General features: G+C 68.8%; 11 protein-coding genes, 1 tRNA gene and 3 pseudogenes. 6 read left to right on the top strand and 9 right to left on the bottom strand.

Going from position 1 to position 11,037, the window contains the following annotated elements:
* Positions 1 to 74: 74 nt before the first annotated feature.
* Together PSH25_RS13720 and PSH25_RS13715 are read left to right on the top strand one after the other, a co-directional pair.
* Positions 75 to 755 carry a hypothetical protein gene (locus PSH25_RS13720; RefSeq protein ID WP_238659465.1) on the top strand — a complete coding sequence of 227 codons (681 nt, stop codon included), beginning with the start codon at positions 75 to 77 and terminating at the stop codon, positions 753 to 755.
* A 413-nt stretch (positions 756 to 1,168) separates the two neighbouring features.
* Complete coding sequence (locus tag PSH25_RS13715; protein ID WP_238659464.1) at positions 1,169 to 2,008, top strand: PSP1 domain-containing protein; 840 nt, start codon at positions 1,169 to 1,171, stop codon at positions 2,006 to 2,008.
* A gap of 143 nt (positions 2,009 to 2,151) precedes the next feature.
* Here PSH25_RS13715 and PSH25_RS13710 read toward each other — a convergent pair whose 3' ends face one another.
* A complete protein-coding gene (locus tag PSH25_RS13710) occupies positions 2,152 to 3,906 on the bottom strand; it encodes a metallophosphoesterase family protein (protein WP_238659463.1) in 1,755 nt (584 codons plus the stop codon).
* Positions 3,907 to 4,050: 144 nt separating this feature from the next.
* On the opposite strand from PSH25_RS13710, the gene PSH25_RS13705 reads away from it, so the two are divergent.
* Positions 4,051 to 4,124: transfer RNA gene (locus PSH25_RS13705), tRNA-Thr, on the top strand.
* Positions 4,125 to 4,156: 32 nt separating this feature from the next.
* On the opposite strand, the gene PSH25_RS13700 is transcribed toward PSH25_RS13705, so the two are convergent.
* From PSH25_RS13700 to PSH25_RS13690, 4 genes and pseudogenes are all read right to left on the bottom strand, one after another.
* Positions 4,157 to 4,414 (bottom strand): site-specific integrase, encoded by a 258-nt coding sequence (locus PSH25_RS13700; RefSeq protein WP_238659462.1) that lies wholly within the window; start codon positions 4,412 to 4,414, stop codon positions 4,157 to 4,159.
* A gap of 412 nt (positions 4,415 to 4,826) precedes the next feature.
* Positions 4,827 to 5,096, bottom strand: a pseudogene (locus PSH25_RS34180) (phage integrase central domain-containing protein); the annotation flags it as partial.
* 176 nt (positions 5,097 to 5,272) lie between these two features.
* Positions 5,273 to 5,410: pseudogene (locus PSH25_RS13695) on the bottom strand (helix-turn-helix transcriptional regulator); the annotation flags it as partial.
* 150 nt (positions 5,411 to 5,560) lie between these two features.
* Positions 5,561 to 6,325: pseudogene (locus PSH25_RS13690) on the bottom strand (replication initiator); the annotation flags it as partial.
* Positions 6,326 to 6,428: 103 nt separating this feature from the next.
* Here PSH25_RS13690 and PSH25_RS13685 point away from each other — a divergent pair.
* Positions 6,429 to 7,040 (top strand): hypothetical protein, encoded by a 612-nt coding sequence (locus PSH25_RS13685; protein WP_238659461.1) that lies wholly within the window; start codon positions 6,429 to 6,431, stop codon positions 7,038 to 7,040.
* 851 nt (positions 7,041 to 7,891) lie between these two features.
* On the opposite strand, the gene PSH25_RS13680 is transcribed toward PSH25_RS13685, so the two are convergent.
* On the bottom strand, positions 7,892 to 8,110 hold the full coding sequence (locus PSH25_RS13680; protein WP_238659460.1) for a hypothetical protein: 219 nt from the start codon (positions 8,108 to 8,110) through the stop codon (positions 7,892 to 7,894).
* Positions 8,111 to 8,190: 80 nt separating this feature from the next.
* Here PSH25_RS13680 and PSH25_RS13675 point away from each other — a divergent pair, with 80 nt between their 5' ends.
* Positions 8,191 to 8,433, top strand: coding sequence for a hypothetical protein (locus tag PSH25_RS13675; protein WP_238659459.1), 243 nt, complete (start codon positions 8,191 to 8,193; stop codon positions 8,431 to 8,433).
* Positions 8,434 to 8,468: 35 nt separating this feature from the next.
* Here the strand turns inward: PSH25_RS13675 and PSH25_RS13670 are convergent, their stop codons facing one another.
* Genes PSH25_RS13670 through PSH25_RS13660 form a run of 3 tightly spaced genes read right to left on the bottom strand, consistent with a single transcriptional unit; the run spans position 8,469 to position 10,710 of the window.
* On the bottom strand, positions 8,469 to 9,734 hold the full coding sequence (locus tag PSH25_RS13670; protein ID WP_238659458.1) for a glycosyltransferase: 1,266 nt from the start codon (positions 9,732 to 9,734) through the stop codon (positions 8,469 to 8,471).
* Between the two features lie 8 nt (positions 9,735 to 9,742).
* Positions 9,743 to 10,363 carry a tetratricopeptide repeat protein gene (locus tag PSH25_RS13665; RefSeq protein WP_238659457.1) on the bottom strand — a complete coding sequence of 207 codons (621 nt, stop codon included), beginning with the start codon at positions 10,361 to 10,363 and terminating at the stop codon, positions 9,743 to 9,745.
* A complete protein-coding gene (locus tag PSH25_RS13660; RefSeq protein WP_238659456.1) occupies positions 10,360 to 10,710 on the bottom strand; it encodes a hypothetical protein in 351 nt (116 codons plus the stop codon). The genes PSH25_RS13665 and PSH25_RS13660 overlap by 4 nt, the downstream gene beginning before the upstream one ends.
* Before the next feature lie 102 nt (positions 10,711 to 10,812).
* Between PSH25_RS13660 and PSH25_RS13655 the strand changes: the two genes are divergently transcribed.
* Positions 10,813 to 11,037, top strand: a 225-nt coding sequence (locus tag PSH25_RS13655; protein WP_238659455.1) for a hypothetical protein, incomplete at its 3' end; no start/stop codon positions are given.

Genomic DNA, 11,037 nt, shown 5'->3' with positions numbered 1-11,037 from the left:
GCGGTGCGGGAAGCCGCCGACCGCTACGCCGAGGTCGACCGGGCGGCCCGCCGCCGCCTCGCCGGGGAACCGTGATGGACGCGCTGGACCGGCTCGCCGAGCCCGGCCTCGACCTGCTCCGCCGGGTCGACACACTGATCGCGGCCGGCGTCCCCGAGGGGCACCGGGTCTGGCCGCTGCTGCGCCGCATGCAGGTGCTGCCGGGCGACGCGGTCCGCAGCTTCCTCGACCTGCACCCGGTGCCGCTCGCCAGCGCCGGCCACGCGGTGCGCCGGCTCGTCCGGGGGTACGACGAGGTCTCCACCGCACTCACCGACTCGGTGCTCTGGTCCGGCCCAGCCGCCACGGCCTACGGGCAACAGCGGGCGGCGCTGCTGCGCCACCTCGACGAAGGGCCGGACAGCCTGGTCGGGCGCCTCGAATCCACCGCCGGTTACGCCGACGCCCTCGCCGACTGGGTGGAGGGCAGCCGTCTCGCGCTGGCGCGCACGTTGGCCGACGTGCTCCGCTCGGCCGAAGCGGTCGCCGTGGTCGCCGCCACCGCCACCGGCGCGTCGACGCGCCCCGGTCCGGTCGGGCCCGGTGTGGCCGACGCGGCCGAGATCGCCGCACGGGTGCTGGCGGTGCTCTGCGTCGCGTACGACGGCGCCGAGACGCTGCTGCGACAGTGGGCGCCGAGCCTGGCCGAGACCGCGTGGCGTCCGCCCACGGACGGGCGACCCCGCTACGACCAGCCCACCCGGGTCGGCTGGTAACCCGGACTTCGTTCCTCCGGCTGTGGCCGCGTCGCCTCTGGCCTCGGTACTCCGGCTGTGGCCGCGTTGCCTCGGGCCTCGGTCCCCTGGCCGTGGCCGCGTTGCCCGGATCTCGGTCCGCCGGCCGTGGCCGCGTTGCCTCGGACAGGCCACGGCGTCGCTCGCGGGCACCTGACCGGAGCCAGCGCCCACGGCGACGCCGTGGTCTTCCCCCTGCACCCCCCGCAGGTCTGCCTCCACTCAACGCCGCCGAGGCACGTCTTGTCTCCTGCCCGGCCCCGGATTCAACCGTCCGGGCGAGGAGCAACGGCACGACGGGACGCCCGGCAATCGGTCAAGTCGACGGTCATGAATGGCAGCGGGGCGTAGCCGGCCGGTGCGCCTTACGCCGTGAGCCGTCGTAGGGTGGGGGGATGGGCATGCTCTGCGCGGTCAGCTTCAACCGGTACGGGCGCCTCTACTACCTCGACCCGGGTGAGTTGCGTCCGCAGGTGGGCGACCGGGTGCTGGTGCCCACCGATGACGGGCCCGAGGTGGCGGAGTGCGTATGGGCCGCGCAGTGGGTGACCGAGGACACCGACGGGTTCCCCCGCCTGGTCGGGTTGGCCGGCGACGACGACCTACGCCGGGACGAGGCGTTGCGTCGGCGTAAGGCCGAGGCGAAGGTGGCCGCGAAACGGCTGATCCGGTCGCACGGCCTGCCGATGAAGGTGGTGGCGGTCGACCATGTGCTCGGCTCCGCCGAGAGCGGCGGTGAACGCAGCACCGTGTACTTCACCGCCCCGCACCGGGTGGACTTCCGCTCCCTGGTCCGCGACCTGGGCGCGACCCTGCACTGTCGGGTGGAGCTGCGCCAGCTCTCCGCACGCGACTCCGCTCGGGTGCAGGGCGGCATCGGCTCCTGCGGCCGCGACCTGTGCTGCGCCACCTTCCTCACCGACTTCGAGCCGGTGACCATCCGGATGGCGAAGGACCAGGACCTGCCGCTCAACCCGCTGCGCATCTCCGGCGCGTGCGGCCGGCTGATGTGCTGCCTCAAGTACGAGCACCCGCTGTACCAGCGTTTCCAGGAGACCGCCCTGGCGGTCGGCAGTCGGGTCTCCACCCCTGAGGGCGACGGTCGGGTCGTCGGCCACAGCGTCCCGCGCGACGCGGTGACCGTACGCCTGGACGCGGACGGCTCCCGCTGCTCCTGCTCCCGAGCCTCCGTCTGCGCCCCCCGCCAAGCCCACGACCAGCACTACACCCCCTAACCCCGCCCCGCCCGGCACCCTCCCGCCCGGCGCCCGCCTCCCAGCCGAGTTGATCAAGAAGTTTGCGTCAGGAATCGGGCCCAAGGTGACGCAAACTTCTTGATCAACTGGGTTCTGTGGGTGGGTGGGTGGAGTGGGGTGGGTTAGTGCAGGACTGTGGGGGGTTCGGTTAGGTGGGGGGTCAGGGGGGATTTGGGGATCAGCCAGCTTTGGGTGGGGGTCTGGTCGGGGTTCACCTGCCAGTCACGGGAGACCCGGTCCACCCCCAGCGGGTAGATGGTCAGCGTGCCGTCCGGGTCGATGCGCAGTCGCAGGAACGACTTGGAGTCCTCGATGCCCTGGCCGGCGAAGAGTTCGTTGACGTTCACCCCGAACGAGCCCGCCACCAGCAGGTACGCCGCCACCAGCTGGCTGGCGACCAGGCCGATCACCGGGCCGTAGAGCACCGCCGCGGCGGCTGCCGGCAGCGGCCACGGCCAGTCGTAGAACGGCAGCGCCAACCACGCCCAGGTGCCGGCCGCCGCCAGGGCCACCTGCGCCACGCCGTGGCCGACGCCGAGGATCCAGTGCCGCACGTGACGCTTGCCGCTCGCACTCGGCGGCTTGGCGAACAGGGCCGCCGCCAGCACCGTCACGAGCACCATCACCACCAGCGGGACGCTGAACAGCCGCTGGTTGGTGCTGTCGGCCCAGTTCGCCGTCGCACCGGCCATGGCCAGCATCAGCAGGGTGTGCAGGGTGCCGAGCAATGTGGTGAAGCCGGGATTGCGGAACGGCAACCGGGGGAAGATGCCCCAGCCGTAGCGGCGGGACCGCGCGGCGTCCGGGTAACGGGCCACCAGGTCGTACGGCTGGGCGGAGCTGGCCTTGCGGGCCAGCGTGTCCCGCGGTGGCACCTCGATCCGCTCCGGCAGCTTGTGCGTGGGGTAGAGGTACGCGCCGCCGCCACCGCAGGTAATCAGCTGCCGGTCCGGCCCGGAGTACCGGGCGTAGTGGTGCAGGTCGCCGGAGAGCAGCAGCCGCACCCGCGCCCCGGTCGGGTCGATGATCGTACGGATGAAGTAGTCGATCGAGTCGTACGCCGTGGGGTTGTCGGCGGCCTTGACCCAGGTCGGCGCCGGCGCGGCGATGATCACCTTCGACTCCGGACCGAGCCGCCGGGCCACCTCGTCGAAGTAGGCCAGCTGCGGGTCGTCGAGGTACGAGCCGGACTGGTCGTCCACGCCGAGCAACCACCAGCCGGCCGGCAACTCCACGGCGAAGTACGACCGGGACTGCCCGGTGCCCCAGCCCGCGAAGTTGCGGTCCCGGGAACGGACGAACAAGCGCAGGAACGCGGTGAGGCCGTCGTACCAGTCGTGGTTGCCCGGCACCGCGAAGAGCGTGGGCTTCTCGGCCGGAGCCACCGGCAGGGCGGCCTGGTAGGGGCCCTTGCACCGGTCCTCGTACGCGGCGTAGGCCGCCGACGGGTACACCTGGTCCCCGCCCATCACCAGGGTCTGCGCCCGGGGCAGGCGGTGCCCGTCGACGGTCAGCTCGGGCTGCGCCAGCAGGTAAGCCACCGAGTAGGTGGCGTTGAAGCCGTCACCCAGGTCGGCCACGTAGTCGAGCCACAGCCCGCCGTCCGGCCCGACCTGGCGAAAGACGCCGTCGCCGAACGCGTTCTGCAACTCGCGCTTGTCGAGGTACGCCCCGAAGAGCACCGCGAGTAGCGTCCGGATGCCGGTGCTGATCAGCAGAAACGGTGCCAGCCACGGCACCGGCTTGCGCGGCGTGAAGCCCAACTCCAGTGGGTCGGTGCTGCGCGGCCGGTGGGCGGCGCGTTCACCGGCCGGAGCGCGGTCAGGGCGTTCGGTGGGCTCGTCCTGACGGTCGGGGTGGTCGCGTTCGTCGCTCACCCGCCGCAGCGTAGTCCCGGACCCGATCATCCGCTGTCCGGTAAGCGTCCAGATGGCGGCCGATGTCCGGTTGGTGCTGGCAGGCGCGGCGGGGGTATCCCGTGCGGCCGGTGCCGTCGGGGTGCCGTACACTTGCTGATCGTTGCCGCCTTAGCTCAGTCGGCTAGAGCGACGCACTCGTAATGCGTAGGTCGACGGTTCGATTCCGTCAGGCGGCTCGGCACGGAAGCCCAGGTCATCGACCTGGGCTTCACCGTTTCCCGAGGTCGACGACACCGCCACCGGCCGTGCCAGTCCGCAAATAGTCCGCATTCCGCGCCGCGACCGGCTCGTCCAGCCGGTTGGCAACCGCGTCCAGGTCGTCACCGAACAGGCCCGCGTACACGTCCAACGTCATCGACGCCGAAGCGTGCCCGAGTATCCGCTGAACCGCCTTGACGTTCGCACCCGCCGCCACGGCCAGACCCGCCGCCGTGTGCCACAGGTCGTGCTGAGTCAGACCGGCCATCCCAACCGATGCCGCAGCCGGCGCGAAGATCCAAGGCCGGAAGTTTGCGCAGCGGCCCGCCGCTCGGAGCGGTGAACACCAAATCCTCGCGTCGCTTCCCAGCTACGTGCGCGGCCAGCTCGTCGACGAGGAACCGCGGAATCGGTACCGACCGACGCTGATGGTTCTTCGGCGTGCCCTCCAACAGTTCCCCGCCGACCTCCGCGAACGCCACCGCCACGGTCACCCGCCGCCGCAGCAGATCCAGCCGCGACACCCGCAGCGTGGACGCCTCACCCCACCGCAGCCCGGTATATGCCAGGAACCGCACCAGCAGGCCGTACCGACCACACGCTTCCGCGAGCAGCGCCACCTGGTCGTGGTCGAGGAACACCGGTTCCTCCCTGACCACCCGAGGCAGCCGCACGCCTTCTGCCGGATTCCGAGTCATGCGGCCGTCCCGGACAGCGTGAGCCAGGACCAGTGACAGCACCCGGTGCGCGTACCGGACCGTTGCCGGAGCGAGGCCGGACGCGGTGAGCCGCTGGACCCATGCCGCTACCTCTGCGTACGAGAGTGCCGAGAGCGGCAAGTCCTCCCACGTCGGAAACACCTGCCGCCGTAGCGGTACCTCGTACCTGGCACGCGTCGTCGGCTTGAGCTGCACCTGAGCCGCCATCCACTGCGCTGCCCAGGCGCCCACGGTCACCCTCGCCCGAGCGGGGTCGATCCAGTCGCCCCGAGTGATGGAAGCCTTGGCCGACGCCTCCCACCGCTCCGCATCCGACTTCCGATCGAAGTGCCGAGCGATCTCCTTACCGGAGGCATCCCGGACCCGTGCCCGCCACTTCCGATTCGGCCGCTTCTCAATGCTCACGACTACGCCGCCTGCTTGGCGAGCCACGCCCGCACGTCGGCCGGGTCGTAGCGCAGGTGTCGGCCCACCCGGGACGCCTTGGGTCCGATCCTGCGGTACCGCCACTGGTAGAGGGTGCTCACCGGGATGCCGAGGAAGGCTTTCTCCTGCGTCGTGACGGTTGCCGAAACATCGGGCGGTGCCTGGTTGCGTCTGGCGGTGTCGAGCTGAACGCGCCATTGGATGCGCTCGGAGATCGCCCGCAGAACCCGATGCCCGAGCGGCGCCACGTCGGGGTCGGTGGGTTTGGCGAGTTCCCACGCGTGCCGTTGCTCGCCACCGGCCGGCGCAGTTTCGGCGTCGGTGGTGACGCCCAGGAGCGCCTTGACCCAGTCGCGGCGGTCGGCGCGATGGTGGGTGAGGGTTTTGCCGGACCATTGGCGGGAGATGAGGACGCGCCGGCCACCGATGCCGAGGGTTTCGCGTTTGTGGACCTTGTTCTTGCAGTTGCCGGGTCGCAGTCCTTGCTTTGCCTTCTTGGGTTGGACGCCGTAGAGCAGCCAGTTGGCGCATCGCTCCGAGCACGGCGTGTGACGTAGTTCTTGCCAGAGCCGATCGAGGTGTGCCCGTTGCCGGCCGGTGGTCACGTCGTGGCAGTCGGCGGCCTGTTTGGTGAGGTACTTGGTGATGTACCCGACGCACCGATCGGCGTCCTTGGTGCCGGCGAGCACGCCTTTGGCGTCGACCTGGACACCGAAGCGGGCGACGTGCACGGGTTGCGCGTCGGGGTCGGCGTCGACCAGGTCCAGGGCGTCATCCCACGACGGCAGCAGCCGACCGGTGGTCGGGTCGGTGTAGCCAGCGGCATCGGCGTTCCACTGCGGCGCCTGCCCCGGTTCGTAGACCCGTACGTCGACCGAGGGCCACCACACCTGGTGATACGTCGCGGCGGCGACCTGACGCACCAGTGCGCGGGGGATGGTGCCCCGGATGGCGAAGTGCGCGTGCGGGGCAAGCCGTCGCTGCGGCTCAACAGCACCGGCGTACTCGACGTTCCAGCCAACCGCCCGGCGCAGGTTCTGCCAGAACCGATCAAGGCGGCCCGCAAGCGGGCCGCGCCGGCCGGCCGGCGCTGACGGACGAAGATACGGAAATCTCGATTCGTGTTAGATGCTGGCCATGTCGCTGATCATCGGACCCGCGTTCACGATCCCCGGCTACAAAGCCATGGCCCCGCCTGACTACACGACCGAGTGCGACGCAACCGCGTATGCGGCAGATGGCGTGGTGGGATACCCCGCCTTCTGGTGGCACTACCTGTCGGGACCTCTGGGTGCCTACCCGGAGTCGGAGGCCGCCTTCGAGGTGCAGGCCGCTGATTACCACGCGATGGGCGCCGTCCTCGACGACCCCGAGCGCTGGCCCGTCATTTCGGTTCGGCTCCACGGAGAAGTGTGGCTGCGGATCGTGTACCGCAACGTCGAGGATGAGGCGGGGATCGACTTCGTGGAGGAGCGGCCGGGCCGGCCAGCAGAGGTGGTCACCTCGGTCGAGGGCCACGGGTTCACGTCCGCGATGACCTGGGTGGAGCTGCTCGCCGCGGCGGCGCTGCCGGATGAACGGCTGACCTGGGCGCAGCGGCTCATCCTGATGCTGCCCATGCTGGGTCCGCAGGAACTGTCCGAGGACGCCGAGGAGATTATGCATAGGGCACTGGACGGGATCGGTGCGACAAACCGGTTGGCCGTGGCAGGAGCCCTGCTCGACGCCCTGGACTGGCGTACTCACTAGCCGGAACCTAAGGACCTCGGGGCTCCGCCCCGAACCCCGACCCTCCTCGGAGATCCGCCGAAGAAACGACGGCCAGCAGGTGGGATCTCCTCGCCCGCGCACCGAGACGGCTACCCGAGAACCCCCGGCTGCGCCAAGGCCAAGCCGCTTCGCGGTCGCCTACGGCGAGCCTTGGCCCAGCCGGGGAACCTCGGGCAGGGACAAGCCTGCCCGACCGGGGAGATCCCACCAGCCACGAGCGCGGGGTGAACCTGAAGAGCCAACGCGCCCGTACAGCCATCCGTACAGCCAAGACCACCCGCTGACGCCGACGCCACCCGACAACGACAGACGGGCTGACCAGGGAAGCAGCCACCTGACCAGCCATCCGCGATCTTCTTGCAATCCCCGGCCCAGGACCTTCCATGTCGTAACCGCCTGTTACGGTGCGCCGTAGTTGGCCGGTCAGAGCAACCCATGTGGGACAGCGCGGCTACGGGGGGCGGGCACTGGTAGGTCCCCGGAGTGGTCCCGGGACTGAATATGGGACACCGCGACCCGCCCCCGCCACGGCTTGCCACGAGCCCGAGGTGAGCGGTCCGCATCTAGTTCGCACGAGGTCGACGGACGGCGGGGGAGTGGTGCGAGATGTCGAGAGGCAATTCCGCTGCTAGACCGCCGTGTGACCAGGTCGGCGGGGCAGCCATTTTGATCTCGTAATGCGTAGGTCGACGGTTCGATTCCGTCAGGCGGCTCGGCACGGAAGCCCAGGTCATCGGCCTGGGCTTCTGCCGTTTCTCCAGGTCGACAACTGGACCGCCGGTAGGCTGGACCACCGCCGGATGGGCACAACTGCGAGCCGCTTCCGCCTCTTATCGCAGCATGTCGGCGTCGCCCGTTTCCTGGTCGACAGCCACCCGCAGCGGCCAACCGAAACTCACAACGTGGCAACGTCGCGCACCGGTCACCGTCGTCACCTGCTCGACGGTCACCCCCTGCACGCTCGGCGGCTCGCGCGGGTCCTGACGTTCGGCGAGGCGGCGGGCCAGGAATCGCATCGCGATCTGGACCGCCTGATCGGTGTCGACCACGAGACGACAGTACGTAGTGGAGGTCCGGCCCGGCCATGGGTCCGTTGGTGCTCGGCCACCGCGTGTGATGTCATCCGCGGATGAGTGTGCCGCAGTCGGTTGAGGCGTTGTGCGACGAACTACGTCGGCGCGCAGGTTCGGGCCATCAGATAGACCTCTGGGTGCCGGACGACTTGTCGCTTGGCGGCGCGGCAGTACCTGAGGAGCCGACCGGAATCGCCATGGCCATCATCGTCGACACCGCGTTGTCGCTCGGCCTCTGGCCGGAAGGCTTCACCCAGGGAGTCGGCGGGCGCACCTACCACTACAAGCCCAGCGACTGATCCCGTCGACCGATGGACCGCAGGTGACCCGACGGTCATATGTTCAGCAGGCCGCCGTTGCGCAGGGCGTCGTCCTTGATCGCGATGAGATTCGCGGAGACGTACGGGATGTTGTGGGCCTGGTGCCATTCGCTCGGGAAGTACGTGACCAGCCGCGACGTCTGAAATCGGCACTTGATTTCAGGTACGAACCGAGAGTATTTGGCGTCCGTGAAGTACCAGAACGAGTTTTCGTTGTAGAACGCCACGTGGGTCGGATCCTGGTAGGCACCCCGACCGTCCGTGCTGGGGGTCAGCGACAACAGCATCCCGTTCGGCGCCAGCAGTCGGTACAGCTCGTTGAACAGCGCGATCTTGTCCGGGATGTGTTCCAGGAAGTCCACCGCCCGAATGACCCCGACGCTGTTGTCCGGGAGGTCGACACCTTTCGTGATGTCGCAGACGATGTCGACACCCGACCCGCCGTGGTAATCCAGGCCGAGATAGCCTTCCGGCTTGTTGTGGGCGGCGCCCAGGTCGAGCGCCAGGAGCCCCTGCCGCCGCGACCAGGCCAGCACATTATGTTGGATGTTCCGGTCGTAGATCTCCACCGTGCGCTGCTGGATGCGGGCGTTGACATCCGGAATGCGTTGCGTGTTCTTGGCGTGCATCCGTTGGAGGTACAGGCACTTCTGAATGTGATGGAACTCGCTCACCTGGTACATCCGAGCCATGAGATCCGCGTCGTCCGCGACGTCGAGCGACTCGTCGTACCCGCCGACCTTCTCGTAGATGTCCCGGCGGAATGCCCGTACGTGGTTCGGTGCGTACCAGATGTAGCTCACATTGTGAGGTGTCGGCGGCAGTGCCCGGCAGACCAGAACTTCGCGTCCGTCCACCTTGTCGTCGTAGTGCCGCCAACCGAACGAACTCGCGAAACGGTCCTCAGAACGACCGCCGTCCTCCTGGATCTGCGCGGTGTCGCTGTAGACGAACCCCACCTCCGGGTTGGAGTCGAAGGCGTCGACGATCTCTTGCAGACAGTCGCTGCTGAGCAGGTCGTCGTCGTCAAGCTCGACCAGGATGTCACCGGCGGCCTCGGCGCAGGCGTACCCCTTCACGGCGCCGACGCCGTTCAGGTTGTCCTGGACGATGAGCCGGATCCGGTCGTCCTGCCTCTCGGGCCGCCAACGCGATCCCTGATTGAGGATGACCACCCATTCCCAGTCGGTGAACGTCTGCGCGACGAGCGATTCGAAGCACTCGTCGATGAAGCGGGTGCGGTTGCTCCCCGTGAACACCGTTACGCGAGGCGTACGCATCGAGCCGATCACCTACCCGCCGGAGTCGAGGACCGGGCGGTAGGGGTCGTGCGGTACTTCGCAGGAACGGCTTCGGTGAGCCCCTTGTCCAGACGGATCGCGGTCTTGAAGGCGTCCCGCGCTGCCGCGTCCTCACCGGACTGGGACAGCAACATGCCCAGTCGGAGGTAGGCGGTTGACGACTTGTTGTCGATCGACACGAGCTTGCGGTAGATGTCTATCGCCGTCGTGGGTGCCTTGCCTTCCAGTGCGATGGCCTTGTTGTAAAGGGCCGGCTTGTAGTTGGCGTCAACCGCCAGTGCCTTGTCGTAGTTGCTGATCGCCTCGTCGGCCTGGTTGCGCGACTGGGCAATGTAGCCCAGGTTGAACCAGGCGAACTTGTTGTCGGCCTCGGCGTCCAGCAGCTTCTCGAAGGTGGCCTTCGCCGCGTCGAAGTTGCCGGCCTGGCCCTGCTCGACACCGAGCTTGAGCAGATCCGCTGGCGTAGCTTCGGTGCCGCCGTCCGTCCTGTCGGTGTTGCCGGCGTTGTTCGTCTGTGGCTTTTCGGCAGGCTTGTCGCTGCATGCCGTCACCCCGGTCAGCAGGACCGCACCGCAGGCGAGCGACCCGAATATCTGACGCATGCTCATTTCTCCTCCTCGACGATAACGGGGCGGCTCGACCTGCTGTTCGGCCGGTTGGTCTCACTACTGTTGGATGTCGCCCGGTCCGACGTGTTGGACGGAGCCCCCAGTACCAGCGGTGTGGCGAGTGAAATGCAGGAGACCCAGATGTCGGCGCCTCCGCCGGTAAAGGTGAACTGGTAGCCACTGGTTGTCAGTGGCTGGATGAGCACCGGGTTGACGCCTGCACCGGAGAGCTGATATCCGGTTCCGACAGCAATGTCTCCGGGCTCGCAGCCGAAATTGACAGGTGTGTCTGCGATCACGGTCAGCGGCCCCTGGATGTACGCGGCCTGGATTCCGTTGCCCGCCACGCCCTGCGGGCCTTGGGGGCCCGGGGCACCCACCGGTCCGGGTAGGCCCTGCAGGCCCTGGGGTCCTTGTGTTCCCGTGTCTCCCTGGGCGCCCTGCGCACCTTGGGCGCCCTGGAAGCCTTGGGCACCTGCGGCACCCTGGGCGCCTTGTATTCCGGCGTCTCCCTGGGCGCCCTGCACACCTTGAGTGCCTTGAAAACCTTGGGCGCCGGTGGCGCCGGTGGCGCCCTGTGTGCCTTGAGCGCCGGTGGCACCTTGGAAGCCTTGGGCGCCTTGGATGCCGGCGTCGCCTTGCGGGCCTTGGACGCCGGTGGCGCCTTGGGCGCC

The sequence above is a fragment of the Micromonospora foliorum genome (genome assembly GCF_022229015.1).
Taxonomy (GTDB): domain Bacteria; phylum Actinomycetota; class Actinomycetes; order Mycobacteriales; family Micromonosporaceae; genus Micromonospora; species Micromonospora foliorum.
This window is presented reverse-complemented; position numbering and strand designations above follow the sequence as displayed.